General features: G+C 64.1%; 17 protein-coding genes and 2 pseudogenes. 17 read left to right on the plus strand and 2 right to left on the minus strand.

Features of this window, described 5'->3' with window-relative positions; all coding sequences use genetic code 11:
• Nucleotides 1-76 precede the first annotated feature (76 nt).
• Nucleotides 77-1,657, minus strand: coding sequence for a gamma-glutamyltransferase family protein (locus QM801_RS18220; protein ID WP_415020625.1), 1,581 nt, complete (start codon nucleotides 1,655-1,657; stop codon nucleotides 77-79).
• A gap of 410 nt (nucleotides 1,658-2,067) precedes the next feature.
• Between QM801_RS18220 and QM801_RS18225 the strand changes: the two genes are divergently transcribed.
• The 17 genes and pseudogenes from QM801_RS18225 (at nucleotide 2,068) to QM801_RS18305 (ending at nucleotide 20,550) form a co-directional block, all read left to right on the plus strand.
• Nucleotides 2,068-2,217: a DUF1127 domain-containing protein gene (locus tag QM801_RS18225; RefSeq protein ID WP_415020626.1), complete on the plus strand. Its 150-nt coding sequence runs from the start codon at nucleotides 2,068-2,070 to the stop codon at nucleotides 2,215-2,217.
• Between the two features lie 24 nt (nucleotides 2,218-2,241).
• Nucleotides 2,242-2,409, plus strand: coding sequence for a hypothetical protein (locus QM801_RS18230; protein WP_415020627.1), 168 nt, complete (start codon nucleotides 2,242-2,244; stop codon nucleotides 2,407-2,409).
• A gap of 322 nt (nucleotides 2,410-2,731) precedes the next feature.
• Entirely contained in the window at nucleotides 2,732-3,292 is a 561-nt protein-coding gene (locus QM801_RS18235) for a F0F1 ATP synthase subunit delta (protein ID WP_415020628.1), read from the plus strand.
• Nucleotides 3,292-4,821 (plus strand): F0F1 ATP synthase subunit alpha, encoded by a 1,530-nt coding sequence (atpA, locus tag QM801_RS18240; protein WP_415020629.1) that lies wholly within the window; start codon nucleotides 3,292-3,294, stop codon nucleotides 4,819-4,821. Before QM801_RS18235 ends, atpA begins: the two co-directional genes overlap by 1 nt.
• 14 nt (nucleotides 4,822-4,835) lie before the next feature.
• Nucleotides 4,836-5,714, plus strand: a complete 879-nt coding sequence (locus tag QM801_RS18245) for a F0F1 ATP synthase subunit gamma (protein ID WP_415020630.1) — start codon at nucleotides 4,836-4,838, stop codon at nucleotides 5,712-5,714.
• A 27-nt stretch (nucleotides 5,715-5,741) separates the two neighbouring features.
• Nucleotides 5,742-7,199: a F0F1 ATP synthase subunit beta gene (gene atpD / locus QM801_RS18250; protein ID WP_415020631.1), complete on the plus strand. Its 1,458-nt coding sequence runs from the start codon at nucleotides 5,742-5,744 to the stop codon at nucleotides 7,197-7,199.
• A gap of 42 nt (nucleotides 7,200-7,241) precedes the next feature.
• The gene (locus QM801_RS18255) at nucleotides 7,242-7,655 is read left to right on the plus strand and encodes a F0F1 ATP synthase subunit epsilon (RefSeq protein ID WP_415020632.1); all 414 of its coding nucleotides are present in this window, start codon (nucleotides 7,242-7,244) and stop codon (nucleotides 7,653-7,655) included.
• A gap of 82 nt (nucleotides 7,656-7,737) precedes the next feature.
• Nucleotides 7,738-8,502 (plus strand): SDR family NAD(P)-dependent oxidoreductase, encoded by a 765-nt coding sequence (locus QM801_RS18260; protein WP_415020633.1) that lies wholly within the window; start codon nucleotides 7,738-7,740, stop codon nucleotides 8,500-8,502.
• A gap of 96 nt (nucleotides 8,503-8,598) precedes the next feature.
• The gene (locus QM801_RS18265) at nucleotides 8,599-9,837 is read left to right on the plus strand and encodes a metalloprotease (RefSeq protein ID WP_415020634.1); all 1,239 of its coding nucleotides are present in this window, start codon (nucleotides 8,599-8,601) and stop codon (nucleotides 9,835-9,837) included.
• Nucleotides 9,838-9,857: 20 nt separating this feature from the next.
• On the plus strand, nucleotides 9,858-10,946 hold the full coding sequence (gene zapE, locus QM801_RS18270) for a cell division protein ZapE (protein WP_415020635.1): 1,089 nt from the start codon (nucleotides 9,858-9,860) through the stop codon (nucleotides 10,944-10,946).
• A gap of 112 nt (nucleotides 10,947-11,058) precedes the next feature.
• Nucleotides 11,059-12,021: a malate dehydrogenase gene (mdh, locus tag QM801_RS18275; RefSeq protein ID WP_415020636.1), complete on the plus strand. Its 963-nt coding sequence runs from the start codon at nucleotides 11,059-11,061 to the stop codon at nucleotides 12,019-12,021.
• A gap of 136 nt (nucleotides 12,022-12,157) precedes the next feature.
• The gene (gene sucC / locus QM801_RS18280) at nucleotides 12,158-13,327 is read left to right on the plus strand and encodes an ADP-forming succinate--CoA ligase subunit beta (protein WP_415020637.1); all 1,170 of its coding nucleotides are present in this window, start codon (nucleotides 12,158-12,160) and stop codon (nucleotides 13,325-13,327) included.
• Nucleotides 13,327-14,205, plus strand: coding sequence for a succinate--CoA ligase subunit alpha (gene sucD, locus QM801_RS18285; RefSeq protein ID WP_415020638.1), 879 nt, complete (start codon nucleotides 13,327-13,329; stop codon nucleotides 14,203-14,205). The genes sucC and sucD overlap by 1 nt, the downstream gene beginning before the upstream one ends.
• A 181-nt stretch (nucleotides 14,206-14,386) precedes the next feature.
• Nucleotides 14,387-17,372 (plus strand): annotated as a pseudogene (locus tag QM801_RS18290) (2-oxoglutarate dehydrogenase E1 component).
• A 60-nt stretch (nucleotides 17,373-17,432) separates the two neighbouring features.
• Nucleotides 17,433-18,650, plus strand: a complete 1,218-nt coding sequence (gene odhB, locus QM801_RS18295) for a 2-oxoglutarate dehydrogenase complex dihydrolipoyllysine-residue succinyltransferase (RefSeq protein WP_415020639.1) — start codon at nucleotides 17,433-17,435, stop codon at nucleotides 18,648-18,650.
• A gap of 12 nt (nucleotides 18,651-18,662) precedes the next feature.
• Nucleotides 18,663-20,046: pseudogene (lpdA, locus tag QM801_RS18300) on the plus strand (dihydrolipoyl dehydrogenase).
• A gap of 105 nt (nucleotides 20,047-20,151) precedes the next feature.
• Complete coding sequence (locus tag QM801_RS18305) at nucleotides 20,152-20,550, plus strand: response regulator (protein WP_415020640.1); 399 nt, start codon at nucleotides 20,152-20,154, stop codon at nucleotides 20,548-20,550.
• 6 nt (nucleotides 20,551-20,556) lie between these two features.
• Here the strand turns inward: QM801_RS18305 and QM801_RS18310 are convergent, their stop codons facing one another.
• The gene (locus QM801_RS18310) at nucleotides 20,557-21,897 is read right to left on the minus strand and encodes an NAD(P)/FAD-dependent oxidoreductase (RefSeq protein ID WP_415020641.1); all 1,341 of its coding nucleotides are present in this window, start codon (nucleotides 21,895-21,897) and stop codon (nucleotides 20,557-20,559) included.
• Nucleotides 21,898-21,900: the final 3 nt, after the last annotated feature.

Here is a 21,900-nt window from a genome sequence, read left to right on the forward strand (position 1 = left end):
GACCGTAAATTTTTGCAGAAGGATCATGGTGAACGTGCGTTAACCCCCGGGATTTTGCGGGGGAAATCAAACCCTCTCAGAGACCCATGGCAAAGCCGTCCTTGCGCGGATCGGAGCCGCCCGAGAGAATGCCGCGGGCATGGTCGAGGGCAATGATCTGGCCGCCGCCCAGGGGCTCGTCCGCCGGAACGATGCTGTGGCCGCGGGCGCGGAGATCGCTCACCACGCTGTCGGGCAGGGCGGTCTCTACCGCCACATCAGTGCCCGTTGGCACGCAGCGCGGCAGGTCGAGGGCCTGTTGCGGGTCCATGCCATAGATATAGCGGTTCACCACCATGTTGACGTGGCCCATGGGCTGGAAGTCGCCACCCATCACGCCGAAGACCATCTCGGGCTTGCCGCCTTCCGTTGCCATGGCGGGAATGATGGTGTGGAGCGGCCGCTTGGCGGGCGCAATGACATTGGGATGGGCGGGATCGCAGGAGAAGCCCGCACCCCGGTTCTGCAGCGTGATGCCGCTCTTCTCCGTGACGATGCCGGAGCCGAAGCCCCAGTAGATGGAGTTGATGAAGGAAATGCAGCGGCGTTCGCTGTCGACGACCGAGAGATAGACGGTGTCGGAGGGCGGCATCACCACGCGCATGTCGGAGGCGGCGTTGGGATCGATCGAGGCAGCAAGGCGCTTCGCTGTCGTCTCGCTGAGCAGCTCCTCCACCGGCACCTCGGCATGTTCGGGGTCTGCGATGTGGCGGTTGCGCAGCACCCAGGCACGCTTCAGCGCCTCGATCTCGAGATGGCGGCGCTGGGGTCCGTTGGGATCAAGGGCGGCGAGGCCGAAGCACTTGAGGATGTTGAGGGTGATGAGCACGGTGAGGCCCTGCCCCGAGGGCGGGATCTCGTAGATGCGCCGCCCGTTGAAATGTGTGGAGACGGGCTTCACCCAGTCGCACTGGGTGGCGGCGAAATCCTCGAGCGTGAGAAGACTGCCGCGCGCCCGCAGCGTCTCCACCATGTCCTGCGCGACGGGGCCGGTATAGAAGCCGTCGCGGCCTTCCCTGGCGATGTGGCGGAGTGTTGCCGCGAGTGCCGGATAGGTCATGACGTCGCCCATGCGGGGCACGCGTCCGTCGAGAAGATAGTGCTGCCGCCCGCCGGGATCGGCCTTGAGCAGCGCTTCGTGTTCCGGCCAGTCGCGGGCAACGCGCGGCATGGTGGCAACACCTGACTCCGCAAGTGCGATGGCGGGTTCCAGACATTTCCCCAGCGACCAGGTGCCGTGCGAGCGCAGGAGTTCGTCCCAGGCATCGATGGCGCCGGGCACGGTGACGGCGTGGACGGAGTGCGGTTCGATTCGGCTGAGGCCCGATTGGCTGAGCCAGTCCGGTGTTGCCGCAAAGGCGCTGCGGCCGGCCCCGTTGAGGCCGAGGATCTTGCCTTCCGGCGTTGCGATGATGGCGAAGCAGTCGCCGCCGATGCCGGTCATGTGGGGTTCGGTGACACAGAGCACTGCGGACGCCGTGATCGCCGCATCGACGGCATTGCCGCCCTGGCGCAGCACATCGATGGCGGCGAGCGTCGCCTGGGGCGAGGAGGTGGCCGCCATGGCCGTCCGGCCAAAGGCCGTGGACCGGCCGGGGAAGGTGAAATCGCGCATCATGCCGGGACATTATCTGTCAGCGGTGGTGCCGCAAGTTGCATTGATGGGTCCAATCCGGTGGTTTTGGGCCTGCGTATGCTGCAACGCAGCAGGAAATGCCCAAAGAGCAGGCGATCTGCCTCAGTGATATGCATTAGCAGTATGTCTTGTGACGTTTGGGTGACGCATTTCGCCCAAAATCGCTCATGTATGACTGATTCTTTCGCTCTTTCGGGTGATTTCTCCCGTCAAAATTCGCCGGATCGCTCCGGATATTTATTACCGCTTTATGAAGATTGAGAATTTTGACATCATGCGCGCTATGCGTATTTTGCATTTCTCTTTTTGCTGCATTGCACATATCTTCCGATCGTCGAAAGAAAACGAAGAGACCACCCGGAACCGTCCGGAGCAGATATCAGGAGATCAAAATGTTTGAAGTCCTCAAGACCCGCATCACCGCCTGGAAGCGTTACAGCCGCACCGTCAGCGAGCTCAACGCTCTCACCAACCGCGAACTGGCTGACCTGGGCATCGCCCGCGCCGACATTCAGCGCGTTGCCCGCGAAGCCGCCCGCTAACCCATTCAACGGAGACAGCCGCCCATGGGCAGCCTGACCTATATCGGACGCCTGCTGGAACGCCGGGCCCGCTTCAAGGGCTACCAGGCCATCCGGTCGGAACTCGACACACTTTCGGATGCCGATCTCTTGGACATCGGCGCCAAGCGCTACCAGATGGGCCGCGTGGCCCGGGTGAAGGCCTTCAAGTAAGGCCTCGCCACTGACAAGTTCCTCCCGGGGCTCGTCGTTCGCGCAAGCGGCGGCGGGCCCCTCCCTTTTGCGGTATCCTCCTTGCCCGGCGCGTTGCCGTGTGCCGCGGCGATTCGCACCGCGCCTGCAAGCTCAGCCAAAAATCGCAAAAAACACTGCTCGAATCAGTGTTGCGAGTCTCGGTGGCATGTGTTAGCTCCGCCGCGCGGCGGGAACATCCCGCATCGCAGCGTTTTGCCTTGTGCAAAGTGCTTCCCATCCATTTCAATGACTTAGGACTCCGCTTCCGGGCGTGTCCGGCGTCGCAGTTGAAAGATCGATCGTGGCAACGACAGATCAGTCCCAGTCCGGTGTTGCAGGCCGTTACGCCCGAGCCCTGTTTGACCTCGCAACCGAACACAAGGCAGTGGCCGACGTGGCCTCCGCCCTCTCTTCCTTCCAGGGCCTCATCGATGAATCGGAAGACCTGCAGCGCCTGATGCGCTCGCCCGTCTTCAAGTCGGAAGACCAGACCGCCGCCATCGAAGCGATTGCCGCCAAGGCCGGCATCAAGGGTCTTGCCCTCAACTTCCTCAAGGTGATGGGCGGCAACCGCCGCCTCGCCGCGGTGCCCTCCGCCATCTCGGCCTTCAACACCCTCGTCTCCCAGTCGAAGGGCGAGGCGACGGCGGAAGTGACCTCTGCCGAAAAGCTTTCGGCCAAGCAGCTTGCCGATCTCAAGGCGGCGCTCAAGGCCGCAACCGGATCCGACGTGGCGATCGACGCCAAGGTTGATCCCGCCATCCTCGGTGGCCTCATCGTCAAGGTGGGGAGCCGGATGATGGACAACTCGCTCCGCACCAAACTCAATTCACTCAAAGCCGCCATGAAGGGGACCCAGTAATGGATATCCGCGCCGCCGAAATTTCCTCCATCCTCAAGAAGCAGATCAAGGACTTCGGCAAGGAAGCCGAAGTGGCCGAGATCGGCCAGGTTCTCTCCGTCGGCGACGGCATTGCCCGCGTCTATGGCCTCGACAACGTCCAGGCCGGCGAGATGGTCGAGTTCGCAAACGGGATCAAGGGCATGGCCCTCAACCTTGAAGCCGACAACGTCGGCGTCGTGGTCTTCGGTTCCGACCGCGACATCAAGGAAGGCGACACCGTCAAGCGTACCGGCGCCATCGTGGAAATCCCGATCGGCAAGGAAATGCTCGGCCGCGTCGTCGATCCGCTCGGCAACCCCATCGACGGCAAGGGCCCGATCAAGGCCAAGGCCCGCGCCCGCGTCGACGTGAAGGCCCCCGGCATCATTCCGCGCAAGTCGGTGCATGAGCCCATGTCGACCGGCCTCAAGGCCATCGACGCGCTGATCCCCATCGGCCGCGGCCAGCGCGAACTCGTGATCGGCGACCGCCAGACCGGCAAGACCGCCATCATCCTCGACGCCATCCTCAACCAGAAGCCCATCCACATTGCCGGTCCCGAGAAGGACAAGCTCTACTGCGTCTACGTCGCCTGCGGCCAGAAGCGCTCGACGGTGGCACAGTTCGTGAAGGTGCTGGAAGACAACGGCGCCCTCGAATACTCGGTGATCGTGGCAGCCACCGCTTCCGATCCGGCGCCGATGCAGTACCTCGCGCCCTTCGCCGGCTGTGCGATCGGCGAATACTTCCGCGACAACGGCATGCACGCCCTCATCGCCTATGACGATCTCTCGAAGCAGGCCGTGGCCTACCGCCAGATGTCGCTGCTGCTCCGCCGCCCGCCGGGCCGCGAAGCCTATCCGGGCGACGTGTTCTATCTCCACTCCCGCCTGCTCGAGCGCGCCGCCAAGCTCAACGACGACAATGGCGCCGGTTCGCTCACCGCCCTTCCGGTCATCGAAACCCAGGCCAACGACGTGTCGGCCTACATTCCGACCAACGTGATCTCGATCACCGACGGCCAGATCTTCCTTGAAACCGATCTCTTCTATCAGGGCATCCGTCCGGCCGTGAACGTCGGCCTCTCGGTGTCGCGCGTGGGTTCTGCAGCGCAGACCAAGGCGATGAAGCAGGTGGCCGGCAAGATCAAGGGCGAGCTCGCCCAGTACCGTGAAATGGCCGCCTTCGCACAGTTCGGCTCGGACCTCGACGCCGCCACGCAGAAGCTCTTGAATCGCGGTTCGCGCCTGACCGAACTGCTCAAGCAGTCGCAGTTCTCGCCGCTCAAGATGGAAGAGCAGGTTGTCTCGATCTACGCCGGCGTGAACGGCCACCTCGACAGCCTGCCGGTCAACAAGGTCCGCGCCTTCGAGGACGGCCTGCTCCGCACCATGCGCGACAAGCACGCCGACGTGCTCGACGCCATCCGCACGGAGAAGGCGATCTCGGATGCCACCATGCCGAAGCTCAAGGCGGCGGTTGACGCCTTCGCCAAGTCCTTCGCCTAAGCTCAGGGGCTCCGATGCCAAGTCTCAAGGACTTACGCAACCGCATCGCCTCGGTGAAGGCGACACGCAAGATCACCAAGGCCATGCAGATGGTGGCCGCGGCGAAACTGCGCCGTGCCCAGGAAGCGGCCGTCGCCGCCCGCCCCTATGCCGAACGCATGGCGGTGGTGCTGTCGAACCTCGCCTCCGCGATGGAAGGCCAGGCGGGCGCGCCCGCACTCCTCGCCGGCACCGGCAAGGATGACGTGCATCTCCTCGTCATCGCAACGGCCGAGCGCGGACTCTGCGGCGGCTTCAACTCCTCGATCGTCAAGCTCGCCCGCGAGCATGCCGACCGCCTGATCCGCGAGGGCAAGACCGTCAAGATCATGACGGTGGGCAAGAAGGGCAACGATGCCCTGAAGCGCCTCTATGGCCGCTACATCGTCGAGGCCATCGACTTCCGCGGCGTCAAAGCGCTCTCCTTCGAGAACGCCACCAGCGTGGCCGAGCGCGTGCTCGCCATGTATGAAGCGGGCGAGTTCGACGTGGCGACCCTGTTCTTCTCCGAGTTCAAGTCGGTGATCGCCCAGAAGCCCACCGCACTCCGCCTCATCCCGGCGCAGATCGACACGACGAAGACGCCGGACCTGGGTGGTGCGGTGTACGAAGCCGAGCCGGAAGAGGGCGTCATCCTCGACGACCTCCTGCCGCGCAACATCGCGGTGCAGATCTTCCGTGGCCTTCTCGAAAATGCCGCCTCCGAACAGGGCGCGCGCATGAGCGCCATGGACAACGCCACGCGCAACGCCGGTGACATGATCAACAAGCTGTCGATCAAGTACAACCGCCAGCGCCAGGCGCAGATCACCAAGGAACTCATCGAAATCATCTCGGGCGCGGAAGCGCTCTGACGAAACTCAAGCACAGGACAGACAGTCATGGCCAAGAAAGCAGCTTCCTCCACCGCCGGTGCCACCGGCCGCATCGCGCAGGTCACGGGTGCCGTCGTCGACGTGGCCTTTGACGGCCCGCTTCCGGAAATCCTCAACGCCCTCGAGACCGACAACGGCGGCAACCGCCTGATCCTCGAAGTGGCGCAGCACCTCGGCGAAAACACCGTGCGCACCATCGCCATGGACTCGACCGAAGGTCTCGTCCGCGGCCAGGCCGTGAAGGACACGGGCTCGCCCATCACCGTTCCGGTGGGTGACGAAACCCTCGGCCGCATCATGAACGTGATCGGCGAGTCGATCGACGAAGCAGGCCCGGTGAAGACCAAGAGCCGCCGCCCGATCCACGCGCCCGCTCCCGAATTCGCCGAGCAGTCGACGGAAGCCGAAATCCTCGTCACCGGCATCAAGGTCGTCGACCTTCTCGCGCCCTACGCCAAGGGCGGCAAGATCGGCCTCTTCGGCGGCGCCGGCGTGGGCAAGACCGTGCTCATTCAGGAGCTCATCAACAACGTCGCCAAGACGCACGGCGGTTACTCGGTGTTTGCCGGCGTCGGCGAGCGCACCCGTGAAGGCAACGACCTCTATCACGAGTTCATCGAATCCAAGGTGAACGCCGATCCGCACAATCCCGATCCGAACGTCAAGTCGAAGTGCGCCCTCGTGTTCGGCCAGATGAACGAACCGCCGGGTGCCCGCGCCCGCGTTGCGCTCACCGGCCTCACGGTTGCCGAACACTTCCGCGACCAGGGCCAGGACGTGCTCTTCTTCGTCGACAACATCTTCCGCTTCACCCAGGCGGGTTCGGAAGTGTCGGCCCTTCTCGGCCGCATTCCCTCGGCCGTGGGTTATCAGCCGACGCTCGCCACCGACATGGGCGCCCTGCAGGAGCGCATCACCACCACCACCAAGGGCTCGATCACCTCGGTGCAGGCCATTTACGTGCCCGCCGACGACTTGACCGACCCGGCCCCTGCAACTTCCTTCGCCCACTTGGACGCCACCACCGTGCTGTCGCGTTCGATTGCCGAAAAGGGCATCTATCCGGCGGTGGACCCGCTCGACTCGACGAGCCGCATGCTGCAGCCCGCCGTGGTCGGCGAGGAGCACTACCAGGTGGCCCGCCAGGTGCAGTCGATCCTGCAGCGCTACAAGGCGCTCCAGGACATCATCGCCATTCTCGGCATGGATGAACTGTCCGAAGAGGACAAGCTCACCGTGGCCCGCGCCCGCAAGATCGAGCGCTTCATGTCGCAGCCCTTCGACGTGGCTGCCGTGTTCACCGGCTCGCCCGGCGTGCAGGTGAAGCTCGAAGACACGATCAAGGGCTTCAAGGGCATCGCCAACGGCGAATACGACCATCTCCCCGAACCCGCCTTCTACATGGTGGGCACCATCGAGGACGCGGTTGCCAAGGCGAAGAAGCTCGCCGCCGACGCCGCCTAATCAAGTGATTGAAGGCTCGTCCCCGCAGGTTCGCCTGCGGGGATGGTCCAACAGAAAGCGAACCCCATGGCCCTGCATTTCGAACTCGTCTCTCCCGCCCGTCTCCTGTTTTCAGGCGACGTGGTGTCCGTGCAGATTCCGGGCGCGGAAGGCGAAATGACCATTCTGCCGGGTCATGCGCCGGTGCTCTCCACCCTGAAGCCGGGCGTCGTCTCGATCCAGAAGGATGGCGGCACCGACAAGATCTTCGTGCGCGGCGGCTTTGCCGAAGTGAACGCCAAGGGCCTCACGGTCCTGGCCGAAACGGCGATTGCCCTTGCCGACCTCGATCAGGCGGCGATTGCCCAGCAGATCAAGAATGCGGAAGAGGACGTGGCCGACGCCAAGACCGACGCCGCCCGCGCCAAGGCCGCTGAAACGCTGGATCACCTGAAGGCGCTGCAGGCCTCTCTCTGACGCATCGGGCGAGATGAGCTTGCCAAAGACCGATTGAAAGGCCAGCCTTCGCGCTGGCCTTTTTCATTTCAGGAATTCGATCATGGACCTTCACCTCGCCGGCAAGCACTTCCTCGTGACGGGCGGTACTCGCGGCATCGGCCGTGCCATTGCCGAAACCTTCGCGGCGGAAGGCGCCAACGTCTCGCTCTGTGCGCGAAGCGTGGATGCGGTGGCCGAGACGGTGCACGCCCTTGAGGCGAAGGGTGTGAAGGCCTTCGGCCGCGCCCTCGATGTGACCGACACTGACGCGCTGCAATCCTTCATCCGCGATGCGGCAGCGAAGATGAAGGGCCTCGACGGCATCGTCGCCAATACGAGCGCGCTGTCATCGGGAGATTCCGTCGCCGACTTCGATGCCGCCTACCGCACCGATCTCCTGCACACGCGCAATGCGGCGGAGGCGGCGATCCCCTTTCTGGAGAAGGCGGGAGCAGGTTCAATCATCGCCATCTCGTCGATCTCGGGTTCGGAGGATTATGGCTACGACGGTGTCTCCTACGGCACCATGAAGGCCGCACTCTTCTTCTACGTGAAGTCGCTCGCCCGCCACGTGGCGAAGAAGAACATCCGCGCCAACATCGTCTCGCCAGGCACCACCTACTTCGAAGGCGGCTTCTGGGACAAGGTGAAGATCAACGATCCCAAGCAGTTCGCCGACACCATCGCCTTCAATCCCATGGGGCGCATGGCGACGCCCCAGGAGATCGCCGATGTGGCGGTCTTCCTCTCGAGCCCGCGGGCGAGCTTCGTGGCGGGTGCCAACGTGGTCGTCGATGGCACGGCGACGCAACGCATTCCTAACTGAGAGGAGGGGAGGGCGGTTGCGCGCGCCGCCGCCCGCATCCCACGGTTTTGCCCCTTCTCGAATCCTTAACGCCTCGCTGGTTAGCCTCCGGCTTCCATGTATTCCTTCCTGACCTCCGCGGGCCCCGAAATTCCTCTCATCCTGGTGCTGCTGGCGCTGCTGGGCTTGCGCCACCGGGTGACACCCAAGGTCAACCTCTTCATCCGCGCGCCGCTCAAGACCGTCTTCGACGTGATCGACCTCAAGGACGGCAAGATCGACCGCTGGGGCTCGACCGTGGTCGAGGCGAAGCTCATCGACCCCGCCGCGCGCATCTTCCGCAAGACCTACACGACGACGCTGACGACCGGCGCGCAGCAGAAGGGCGAGGCCCTGTTCTCGATCGACGAGCGGGTGCCACCCACATTGCTCATCCTCCGCCGCGAGGGCCTCGAAGGCCGCTCCACCGCCAACGAACTTCTGGTGCAGCGCTATACGCTCGAAGAGGAAGAAGGCGGCACCCGCCTCTCGATGACCTATGAGTGGGGGCAGCGGCCGCTGCTCGCGCAGATCCTCGCCCGCGCCGATCTCTGGGGCGGCATCTTCCGCATCAAGGGCCTTGTCGAAACCGGCAAGCCCGACGAGAAGCCCTATCTCCTCATCTCCGCCGGCGTGGCGCTGGGCACCGGCATCATCTCCATGGGGGCCTTCGGCCTCTTCCTCGGCTGGCGCGCCGCGCTGATGCTGCTCGTCGCCCTCTTCGTGCACGAGTTCGGCCATCTCCTCGCCTACCGCCTGATGGGCCAGCCCTGGGGACGCATGATTTTCCTGCCCTTCCTCGGTGCCGTGGCCCTGCCGCGCCTGCCGTTCCACAGTCAGGGCCAGTCGGTCTTCGCCGCGCTCATGGGGCCGGGCTTCTCCACCATCCTCGCCCTTCTCTGCCTCATCCCGGCGATGCTCGGCAGCGAGCCCAATCCGTATGTCGCCCTCTTCGGGCTGATCGTCGTCGGCCTCAACATCTTCAACCTGCTGCCCGCCGAACCGCTCGATGGCGGCGTGGCTCTGCGCTCGGTGCTCTCCCGCGTGATGGGATCATGGGCCCGCTTCGGCCTTATGTTCGTGGGCGCGCTCATCGGTGGAGCCGGGCTCTACATGCACCAGTTCGTGCTGGTGCTTTTCGGCGGCATCGCCATTCTCGCCAACATCCGCCAGCGCCGCATCGACGTGGGGCTGGAGCAGCTCAGCCGCCTGCAGATCGTCATCACCTTCTTCGCCTATGTCTCGATGACGGCCGCCTACATGACGCTGTTCAAGTATTTCCTCGCCTACGCCAGCCTCTTGCAATTGGGCTCCTGACAATCTAGCGGCCTTGGGCCATGCCCCTCACCAAGCATTATCGCGACAAACTGAAGGACGGCACGCTGAAGTCCGATCCGGCGCAGATGAAGGTGCTGGAGCGGCTCTCGGCGCTCTCGGTGGCGCTCAACACCTCGCCGCCGCTGAAGCCCACGCTGTTGGGCAGGCTCTTCCGCAAGTCGGCCTTGCCGGCCCCCCGCGGCCTCTACATCTTCGGCGAAGTGGGGCGCGGCAAGACCATGCTGATGGACCTCTTCTATGACAGCGTGCAGAACTGGCCGAAGCGGCGCATCCACTTCCATGCCTTCATGCAGGACGTGCACGGGCAGCGCCAGCGCCTGGGCGGCGAGGATGTGATCAACCGCATCGCCGACGAATGGGCGGCGAGTGCCCGGCTTCTCTGCCTCGACGAGATGCAGATCGTCGACATCGCCGACGCCATGATCATCGGCAGGCTCTACGAGGCGCTCTATGCCCGCGGCGTCATCATGGTCACGACCTCGAACCTGCCGCCCGAAGGCCTCTACAAGGATGGCCTCAACCGCGACCTCTTCCTGCCGTTCATTGCACGTCTGCGCGAAACGCTTGAAGTGGTGTCGCTGGAGTCGACAACCGATTACCGGCTCGGCCGCATCCGCGCGCGGGAAACCTTCCTCCATCCCGCCACGGCGGAGAACCGCGTGCTCTTCAACACGCTGTGGAAGGACCTGACCGACAATGCGCAAGGCAGGCCCGAGACGCTGGAGGTGCTGGGGCGCAAGCTCACCGTTCCCAAGGCCGCCCATGGCTGCGCCGCCTTCACCTTTGCCGAACTCTGCGTGGAGCCTCTGGGCCCGCCCGATTATCTTGCAATATCCAAGGCCTACAGCACGGTGTTCGTTTCCGGCCTGCCCCGTCTCAAGGCCTCGCAGCGGAACGAGACCAAGCGTTTCATCCTGATGATCGACACCTTCTACGATGCCCATGTGCGTCTCGTCGCCCTGGCCGACGGTCCGCCCGAGGCGATCTTTCCCAAGAACCAGCATGCCTTCGAAAGCGCCCGGACGATAAGCCGGCTCAAGGAAATGCAGGCATCGTCCTGGTGGGGGGCAACCCTCGTCGAAACGTGAGTCTCACCCAAAGTCGGATTTCCCGCCCTTGCCCACCCGGCCTAAGGGGATTAGAGAGATGCCGATTTCGCACTGCAATATGCCGCGAAAGAGCGGCGAGAGAGAGGTATCCATGGCGCGCAAGAAAATCGCATTGATCGGTGGTGGCATGATTGGGGGTACGCTGGCGCACCTCGCAGCACTCCGCGAGTTGGGCGACATCACTATCTTCGACATCGCCGAAGGCCTGCCGCAGGGCAAGGCGCTCGACCTCTCGCAGTCGGGTCCGGTGGAAGGCTTCGACGCCAAGCTCTCCGGCACCAACGGTTATGAAGCGATCGCAGGCGCCGATGTCTGCATCGTCACCGCCGGCGTGCCGCGCAAGCCCGGCATGAGCCGCGATGACCTCGTCGGCATCAACCTCAAGGTCATGAAGGCGGTGGGCGAGGGCATCAAGGCCCATGCCCCCAATGCCTTCGTCATCTGCATCACCAACCCGCTCGACGTGATGGTCTGGGCCCTGCAGAAGTTCTCGGGCCTCCCCAAGCACAAGCTGATCGGCATGGCGGGCGTTCTCGACTCCGCCCGCTTCCGCCACTTCCTCGCCGAGGAGTTCAACGTCTCGGTGAAGGACGTGACGGCCTTCGTGCTCGGCGGCCACGGCGACACCATGGTGCCGCTCGTCCGTTATTCCACCGTTGCCGGCATCCCTGTGCCCGACCTCATCAAGATGGGCTGGAGCACCGAGGAGAAGATCGCCAAGATCGTGCAGCGCACCCGTGACGGCGGCGCCGAAGTGGTGAACCTGCTCAAGACCGGCTCGGCCTATTATGCGCCCGCCTCCTCGGCCATCGCCATGGCCGAGAGCTATCTCAAGGATTACAAGCGCGTCCTGCCGTGCGCGGCCTATCTCGATGGCCAGTACGGCGTGAAGGACACCTATGTGGGCGTGCCCGTAGTGATCGGCGAGAAGGGTGTGGAGCGCATCGTCGAAGTCGCCCTTACGGAAGAAGACAAGGCGGGCTTCAACAAGTCGGTCGCGGCGGTCCATGGCCTCATGGATGCAGCGAAGACGCTGGCGCCGGAACTGAAGTAGTCATTCGGCCTCTTCCTCCCCCTCCCCCCTGCGGGGAGGGCCGGGGTGGGGGTCGCGCTGAACTGGATACCCCCACCCGAAAATCGCGAGAGCGATTTTCGACCTCCCCGCAAGGGGGAGGTGAAGAGGAGAGAGAATGAACATTCACGAATATCAGGCCAAGGATATCCTCCGCCAGTTCGGCGTGCCCACCGGCAAGGGGGCTCCGGCCTTCAGCGTCGATGAAGCGGTGAAGGCGGCACAGGCGCAGCCCGGCCCCGTCTGGGTGGTGAAGGCGCAGATCCACGCCGGTGGCCGCGGCAAGGGCGGCGGCGTCAAGGTGGTGAAGTCGGTGGACGAAGTGAAGAAGGAAGCCGAGCGCATGCTGGGCATGACCCTCGTCACCCACCAGACCGGCCCCGCCGGCAAGCTGGTGCAGCGCCTCTACATCGAGGAAGGCACGGCAATCGCCAAGGAACTCTATCTCTCGATCCTCGTCGACCGCGCCACCTCGCAGGTGGCCTTCATCGTCTCCACCGAAGGCGGCATGAATATCGAGGAAGTGGCCCACGCCACGCCCGAAAAGATCACGACCGTGCATGTTGATCCGGCGACCGGCCTCATGCCGCACCACACCCGCCGCATGGCCAAGGCGCTGAAGCTCGATGCCAATCAGGCCAAGCAGATGGCGAAGATGGCGGGCGGCCTCTACAAGGCCTTCGTCGAGAAGGACATGAGCCTGCTCGAGATCAACCCGCTGGTCATCACCAAGGATGGCAATCTCGTCTGCCTCGATGCCAAGGTGAACTTCGATTCGAACGCGCTCTACCGTCATCCCGAGATCCTCGAGCTGCGCGACCTCACGGAAGAGGACCCGAAGGAAATCGAGGCCTCGAAGTACGACCTCTCCTACGTGGCGCTCGATGGTTCCATCGGCTGCATGGTGAACGGCGCCGGCCTCGCCATGGCGACCATGGACATCATCAAGCTTTACGGCTCCGAACCCGCCAACTTCCTCGACGTGGGCGGCGGCGCCACCAAGGAGAAGGTGGCCGCGGCGTTCAAGATCATTACCGCCGATCCGCGGGTGAAGGGCATCCTCGTCAACATCTTCGGTGGCATCATGAAGTGTGACGTGATCGCCGAAGGCGTCATCGCCGCGGTGAAGGAAGTGGGCCTCAAGGTGCCGCTCGTCGTCCGCCTCGAAGGCACCAACGTCGACCTGGGCAAGGACATCATCAAGCGCTCCGGCCTCAACGTCATCCCCGCCGATGACCTCAACGACGCCGCCAAGAAGATCGTGAAAGCCGTGAAGGAAGCTGCCTGATGTCCATTCTCGTCAACAAGAAGACCAAGGTCATTTGCCAGGGCATCACCGGCAACAACGGCACCTTCCACACCGAACAGGCGATTGCCTACGGAACCCAGATGGTGGCGGGTGTCACACCGGGGAAGGGCGGCATCAAGCACCTGGGCCTTCCCGTCTACGACACCGTTTCGGAAGCCCGCGAGGCCACCGGTGCGGATGCCTCCGTGATCTACGTGCCGCCGCCGTTTGCAGCCGACTCGATCCTCGAGGCCATCTCGGCGGAAATCCCCCTCATCGTCTGCATCACCGAGGGCATTCCGGTTGCCGACATGGTGAAGGTGAAGCGGGCGCTCTCGGGCTCGAAGTCGCGCCTCATCGGCCCGAACTGCCCAGGCGTCCTCACCCCCGGCGAATGCAAGATCGGCATCATGCCCGGCAACATCTTCAAGAAGGGCAAGGTGGGCGTCGTCTCGCGCTCCGGCACCCTGACCTATGAAGCGGTGTTCCAGACCACCCGCCTCGGCCTCGGCCAGACGACCGCCGTCGGTATCGGCGGCGACCCCGTGAAGGGCACCGAGTTCATCGACGTGCTCGAGATGTTCCTTGCCGATCCCAAGACCGAGTCGATCATCATGATCGGCGAGATCGGCGGCTCGGCCGAGGAAGAAGCGGCCGAATTCCTCCGCAAGAACAAGGTGAAGAAGCCCATGGCGGGCTTCATCGCCGGCCGCACCGCCCCTCCCGGCCGCCGCATGGGCCATGCCGGCGCCATCATTTCCGGTGGCAAGGGTGACGCAGGGTCCAAGGTGGATGCCATGAAGCGGGCCGGAATTGCCGTTTCGGATTCGCCCGCCCTCCTGGGCGAAACCCTGATGAAAAAGCTGAAGCGGAAATAATTCGACCATTTTGCAATGGAATTGTAACCGGCGGAGGCGTAACTTCCGCCGGACCCCATGGAAAACCATCTCCGCGGGGGCCATATAGGTAAGTGTTCAGTGAACAGGTTACGGGCGATTGCGCCCCCCGGCATGTTGGCAATGAAGCCAATCCCCGCGGAAACCAGACGGGACGTACGACATGAACAAGACGGAAGCCACCGCGGCTTTTGAGGAAACCTCGTTCCTCTATGGCGGAAACGCCCAATTCATCGAGGCTCTCTACGCCAGGTATCTGAAGGACCCCGCCGCCGTGGACGCCCACTGGCGGAATTTTTTTGCCAACATGGCCGATGGCCAGGCGAAGCCGCACAGCCCCTCCTGGGCCCGCGCCGACTGGCCGCCGAAGCCGGTCGATGAACGCACCGCCGCCCTCGACGGCAACTGGGTCGCCCTCGAACAGCATCTCGCCCCCAAGGTTGCCGCCAAGCTGAAGGGTGAGGGTGCCAAGCCCGCCGCCCCGGCCCCTGCTGCCGCCCCCGTTTCGGCCGGCCCCTCCGCCGACGATGTGAAGCGCGCCACCAACGACAGCGTCAAGGCGCTGATGATGATCCGCGCCTACCGCATCCGTGGCCACTTCGCCGCCGATCTCGATCCGCTCAAGCTCAAGGATCCGGAACAGCATCCGGAACTCGATCCCGCCACCTACGGCTTCGGCCCCAACGATCTCGACCGTCCGATCTTCCTCGACAACGTGCTGGGGCTCGAAAGCGCCACCATGCGCCAGATCGTCGACATCCTGAAGCGCACCTATTGCGGCACGCTCGGCGTCGAGTTCATGCACATCACCGATGCCGAACAGAAGAGCTGGCTGCAGCAGCGCATCGAAGGCCCGGACAAGGAAATCACCTTCACGCCGCAGGGCAAGAAGGCGATCCTCAACAAGCTCATCGAGGCGGAAGGCTTCGAGACCTTCCTCAACGTCAAGTACACCGGCACCAAGCGCTTCGGCCTCGACGGCGGCGAAAGCATGATTCCGGCGCTCGAGCAGATCATCAAGCGCGGCGGCAATCTCGGCGTGCGCGAGATCGTGCTCGGCATGGCCCACCGCGGCCGCCTCAACGTGCTCGCCAACGTGATGGCGAAGCCCTTCTCCGCGATCTTCCACGAGTTCCAGGGCGGCTCCAGCACGCCCGACGAAGTGGAAGGCTCGGGCGACGTGAAGTACCACCTGGGCTCGTCGTCGGACCGCGCCTTCGACGGCAACACGGTTCACCTCTCGCTTACTGCCAACCCGTCCCATCTCGAGATCGTCGATCCCGTGGTGCTCGGCAAGGCCCGCGCCAAGCAGGACCAGCGCGGCGACAAGACCCGCACCTCGGTGCTGCCGCTCCTCATCCATGGTGACGCGGCCTTCGCCGGCCAGGGCGTCATCGCCGAATGCTTCGGCCTTTCGGGCCTGAAGGGCCACCGCTCCGGCGGCTCGCTGCACTTCATCGTCAACAACCAGATCGGCTTCACCACCTCGCCCATCTGGTCGCGCTCGTCGCCGTACCCGTCCGACATCGCCAAGATGATCGACGCGCCCATCTTCCATGCCAATGGCGATGATCCGGAAGCAGTGGTGTTTGCCGCCAAGGTCGCCACCGAATTCCGGCAGAAGTTCAAGAAGCCTGTCGTCATCGACATGTTCTGCTACCGCCGCTTCGGCCACAACGAAACGGACGAACCCGCCTTCACCCAGCCCCTGATGTACAAGCGCATCTCCGGCCACCGCACGGTGGTGGCGCTCTATGGCGAGCGCCTCGTTGCTGAAGGTGTGATCACGGCGGATGAATTCGAGGCGATGAAGGCCGACTACCGCAAGCGTCTGGAAGACGCCATGGCGGTCGCCACCTCCTACAAGTCGAACAAGGCCGACTGGCTCGATGGTCGCTGGGCCGGCATCAAGACGGCCTCTGCCGCCGACGACGAGCGCCGCGGCGCCACCGGCGTTGCGGTCGACCGCCTGCGCGACATCGGCATGAAGCTTACCAAGATCCCCAAGAGCTTCACCGCCCACAAGACCATGCAGCGCGTGCTCGATGCCCGCCGCAAGATGATCGAGGATGGTGCGGGCATCGACTGGGCCATGGCCGAAAGCCTGTCCTTCGGCACGCTGCTGGACGACGGCTACAAGATCCGCCTCTCGGGCCAGGACGTGCAGCGCGGCACCTTCTCGCAGCGCCACGCGGTGCTGGTCGATCAGGTGACGGAGAAGCGCTACACGCCGCTCAACCACCTGAAGAAGGACCAGGAGATCAAGATCGAGGCGATCAACTCCATGCTCTCGGAAGAGGCGGTCCTGGGCTTCGAATATGGCTACTCGCTGGCCGAGCCCAATGCGCTCGTGCTCTGGGAGGCGCAGTTCGGCGACTTCGCCAACGGCGCGCAGGTGGTCTTCGACCAGTTCATCTCGTCCTCCGAACGCAAGTGGCTGCGCATGTCGGGCCTCGTCTGCCTGCTGCCGCACGGCTACGAGGGGCAGGGGCCTGAACATTCCTCCGCCCGCCTCGAGCGCTTCCTGCAGATGTGCGCGGAAGACAACATGCAGGTGGCGAACTGCACCACGCCGTCCAACTACTTCCACATCCTCCGCCGCCAGCTGAAGCGCGACTTCCGCAAGCCGCTCATCATCATGACGCCGAAGTCGATCCTCCGCCACAAGCGGGCGACCTCGCGCCTTGAGGACATGGGCGAGGGCACCACCTTCCACCGCATCCTCTGGGATGACGCACGAGATCCTGCCTAACGAGAAGATCAAGCTGCAGAAGGACGACAAGATCCGCCGCGTCGTGCTCTGCTCGGGCAAGGTCTATTACGATCTCTACGAGGAGCGCGAGAAGCGCGGCATCGACGACGTCTACATCCTGCGCGTCGAGCAGCTCTATCCGTGGCCGCACCGGGCGCTCGCCCAGGAACTGTCACGCTTCAAGAAGGCCGAGTTCATCTGGTGCCAGGAAGAACCCCAGAACATGGGCGCCTGGACCTTCGTGCAGCCCGGCATCGAGCGCGTGCTCGAGTTCATCAAGGCGAAGAACACCAGGCCCCGCTATGTCGGCCGCGCGGCATCCGCCGCCACCGCCACGGGCCTGATGAGCCGGCATCTCAAGGAACTGAAGATGTTCCTCGACGAAGCCCTCTCCTGAGCCGTTCCGCGTAGCGTTTCCACGCATTCTCCAGATTGATCCGTTTCGAAAGCAACACCCATGAGCACTGACATCAAGGTTCCAACCCTCGGCGAGAGCGTCGTCGAGGCAACAATTGCCAAGTGGCTGAAGAAGGAAGGCGACGCCGTGAAGGCAGACGAGCCGCTCGTCGAACTCGAGACCGACAAGGTCGCGGTCGAGGTTCCGGCACCCGTCTCCGGCAAGCTCGAGAAGATCCTCGCCGAAGCAGGCAGCACTGTCGCGGTGGGCGCACTCCTGGGCTCGATTGCCGAAGGGGCCGCCGGTGCCGCCTCAGCATCGCCCGCGAAGCCTGCAGCGCCTGCGCCGACGCTTGCTCTTCCGCCGGCCGCCAAGGCCGCGGACCAGCCGCTCTCGCCTGCCGTGCGCAAGGCCGTGACCGAGGCCAACGTCAATCCTGCCGATGTGGCGGGCACAGGCCGTGACGGCCGCCTGACCAAGGCCGATGTGGCTGCTTACGTGGCAAAGCCTGCCGCACCTGCCGCCGCTCCGGCACCTGCTCCGGCGCTTGCCATTCCTGCCGTGCCGCCTGCGCCCGCCGGGACCGAGGAACGGGTGAAGATGACGCGCCTGCGCGCCACCATCGCGCGCCGCCTCAAGGAAGCGCAGAACACCGCCGCCATGCTTACGACCTTCAACGAGGTCGACATGACCGCTGTGATGGCGCTCCGCAACCAGTACAAGGACGTGTTTGAAAAGAAGCACGGCGTGAAGCTCGGCTTCATGAGCTTCTTCGTGAAGGCTGCGGTGCAGGCGCTCAAGGAAATTCCCGCCGTCAACGCCGAGATCGACGGCGAGGACATCGTCTACAAGAACTACTACCACGTGGGCGTGGCAGTGGGCACCGACAAGGGCCTCGTCGTTCCGGTGGTGCGCAACTGCGACATGCTCTCCTTCGCCGGGATCGAGAAGACCATCGCCGACTACGGCAAGAAGGCGCGCGACGGCCAGTTGCAGATCGCCGACATGCAGGGCGGCACCTTCACCATCTCGAACGGCGGCATCTACGGCTCGCTGATGTCGACGCCGATCCTCAACGCGCCGCAGTCGGGCATCCTCGGCATGCACAAGATCCAGGACCGCCCCATCGCCGTGAACGGCCAGGTGGTGATCCGCCCGATGATGTACCTCGCGCTCTCCTACGATCACCGCATCGTCGACGGCAAGGAAGCCGTCACCTTCCTGGTGCGCATCAAGGAAGCGCTCGAAGACCCGCAGCGCGCCATCCTGGATCTGTGAGGTCACGCACCCATGGCACATGATCTCATCGTCATCGGAACAGGCCCGGGCGGATACGTCTGCGCCATCCGCGCCGCACAGCTCGGCCTCAAGGTCGCAGTGATCGAGAAGCGCGCCACCCACGGCGGCACCTGCCTCAACGTCGGCTGCATTCCGTCGAAGGCGCTGCTCCATGCCACCGAGCTTCTGGCCGAGTTCGAAGCACAGCTTCGCCAAGATGGGGCTCATCGCCGAGACGAAGGTCGACTTCGCCCAGATGATGAAGTTCAAGCAGGAAGCCATCGACGGCAACACAAAGGGCATCGACTTCCTGTTCAAGAAGAACAAGGTCGAGGTCATCCGCGGCACCGCGAAGATCGTGGGCGCCGGCAAGGTCGAGGTCCACGGCAAGCTGCATGAGGCGACGTCCATCGTCATCGCCACGGGTTCGGAATCCGCCAAGCTGCGCGGCGTTGCGATCGACGAGAAGCAGATCGTCACCTCCACGGGCGCGCTCACACTCGAGAAGATTCCCGGCCACCTCGTGGTGATCGGTGCGGGCGTCATCGGCCTCGAACTGGGCTCGGTCTATGCCCGCCTCGGGTCCAAGGTGACGGTGATCGAATATCTCGACCGCATCCTGCCCGGCATGGACAGCGAAGTGGCGAAGGCCTTCCAGCGCCTGCTCGAAAAGCAGGGCTTTGCGTTCAAGCTCGGCCAGAAGGTCACGGGTGCTGCAACGTCTGCCGCGGGTGTCTCGCTCACCGTCGAACCGGCGCAGGGTGGCACCGCTGATACGCTGTCTGCCGATGTGGTGCTCGTCGCCATCGGTCGCGTGCCCTTCACCGAAGGCCTCGGTGCAAAGGAGGCCGGCATTGCCCTCGACGAGCGCGGCCGCATTGTCGTTGACGCTCATTTCGCCACCTCGCTGCCGGGTGTCTATGCGATCGGCGACGTGGTGCGCGGGCCGATGCTTGCCCACAAGGCCGAGGACGAGGGCATCGCCATTGCCGAACTGCTTGCCGGCCAGGCGGGCCACGTGAACTATGACGTCATTCCGGGCGTGGTCTACACTTCGCCGGAGGTGGCCAGCGTCGGCAAGACCGAGGACGAATTGAAGTCTGCAGGCGTGGCCTACAAGGCGGGCAAGTTCCTCTTCCTCGCCAATGGCCGTGCCAAGGCCAACCAGACCACCGACGGTTTCGTGAAGATCCTGGCCGATGCCGCGACCGACCGGGTGCTGGGCTGCCATATCGTCGGGCCCCAGGCGGGTGAATTGATCCATGAAGTGGCGGTTCTGATGGAGTTCGGCGGTTCGGCGGAAGACCTCGCCCGCACCTGCCATGCCCATCCGACGCTGGCCGAGGCCGTGAAAGAGGCCGCACTCGCCGTGGCGGGACGGGCCATTCACAGTTGAGAAACCATGGCTTTCGCGGTCGCTCAATTTTTACGCTTCTGATTCAGGCCGCAGCAATCGGATTTGCCTAAAACACCTCTTAACAAAGATAAGAGGGATGGCTCCATGTCCGGTGACGCAAGAAATGTCGATGTGATGGTGCTCGACGACGACGTTGATCTTCTGACCAGCGTTGCCGAGCTCCTCGCCGACGTCGGCTACAAGGTGAAGGGTTTTGCAGACCCTGAAAGTGCTGTCGAATTCGCCGTCGACCAGAAATTCGCCGTGGGCGTGTTCGACTTCCGCCTCGGCAGCGTGAAGAACGGCCTTGATGTCGTCGAAACGCTGCAGGCCATGGGCTCCAATGCAGCGATCGTGATGGTGACGGCCGACGTGGAACGCTCGACCCAGCTTCGTGCCCTTGGCCTCAAGGTCTTCGAATTCATGCGCAAGCCGGTGCAGCCGCAGGAGCTGCTCAACACGGTCGAGCGCGCGCTCGAATACTCGGCCCGCGCCGCCGCCTGATCTGCCCTACAATCCGGTTGACGGGTTCGCCCTGGTGAACCAGCCGAAACGCCCCTGGCGGAACGGCTTGGGATCAACGCAGGGCGTTTCGCCCGTGACGATCTCCGCCATCAGCTTGCCGGCCCCCGGGCCCAGCCCGAAGCCATGGCCCGAAAAGCCCGAGGCCACGAAGAGGCCGGGGATCTTCTCGATCTTGTCGATCACCGGCACGGCGTCCGGCGTGGCATCGATCATGCCGGCCCAGCGCTCCACCACTTCGATGCCCTGAAAGGCGGGATAGTCCCGCTGCAGGGCCTCGAGAGCTTCCTTGAGAATGCCCTTGTAGGGCTTGGGATTGAGCACGCGCCAGCGCTCGAAGGGCGAGATCTCGTCGAGCCGCCAGTGCTTGCGCATGATCATCTCGCGGAAGAAGCGGGTGCCGAAGCGGACCTTCACGCCCTTGTGCTCGAGGCTGAGGAGCGGCCAGAACTTCTTCATCTGGCGGAAGTGTCCGGGCGTGAGTTCGGCGACCGAGAGATGGTTGTGGGTGATGGTGTAGCCGCCATCGATGCGGCGGCGCACGGCATATTGCGCGCCCGAGATCGTGTGGCGAAGGCCCGCTTCGCGGGGTGCCGTGCGCATCACCGAGTTGACCACGCCCAGCTGCGGGAAGGAGACGCCCGCATTGCGCAGGAAGGCGCGCGTCCAGTAGCCGCCGGCGATGATCACCGTGTCGGTGCGGATGGTGCCTTTTTCGGTGACGAGGCCGGACACGCGCCCCGCCGTCTTCTCGATGCCGCGGGCCGCACAGTTGGTCATGACCACGCCGCCCCGCGCCTGCAGGGCGCGCGCCATGGCGGGCACGGCAAGGAAGGGTTCGGCGCGGCCGTCATCGGGCGTGAACATGCCGCCCCGCCAGGTCCGGAGGCTGCCGGGAGCCAGCGCTGCCACCTCCTTGGTGGAGACGAGTTTGGTGTTCAGCTTGTAGGGCACGGCGTTGTTGCGGAACCAGGCTTCCTTCTGGGCGAAGTTCTCGTCAGTGTCGCTCATGTAGAGGATGCCGCACTGGCGGAAGCCGGTTTCGGCGCCGACACGCTCGTTCATCTTCCGCCACTTCTCCATGGCGACCTGAATGAGCGGCAGTTCGCGCGGGTCGCGGCCCATCTGGCGGCACCAGCCCCAGTTCCGGCTCGATTGCTCGCAGGCGATTTCGCCCTTCTCGATCACCGCCACCAGAAGCCCGCGTTCGGAGAGTTCGAGCGCCGTCATCACCCCGATGACGCCGCCGCCCACGACAACCGCATCGGCCTTTTCAGGAAGGGTATCGTTGGGGGTGACGAGGTCGAGGGAAGGGAGCTGGCCGGCCATGAG

This window comes from Aestuariivirga sp. (assembly GCF_047600585.1).
Taxonomy (GTDB): Bacteria; Pseudomonadota; Alphaproteobacteria; order Rhizobiales; family Aestuariivirgaceae; genus Aestuariivirga.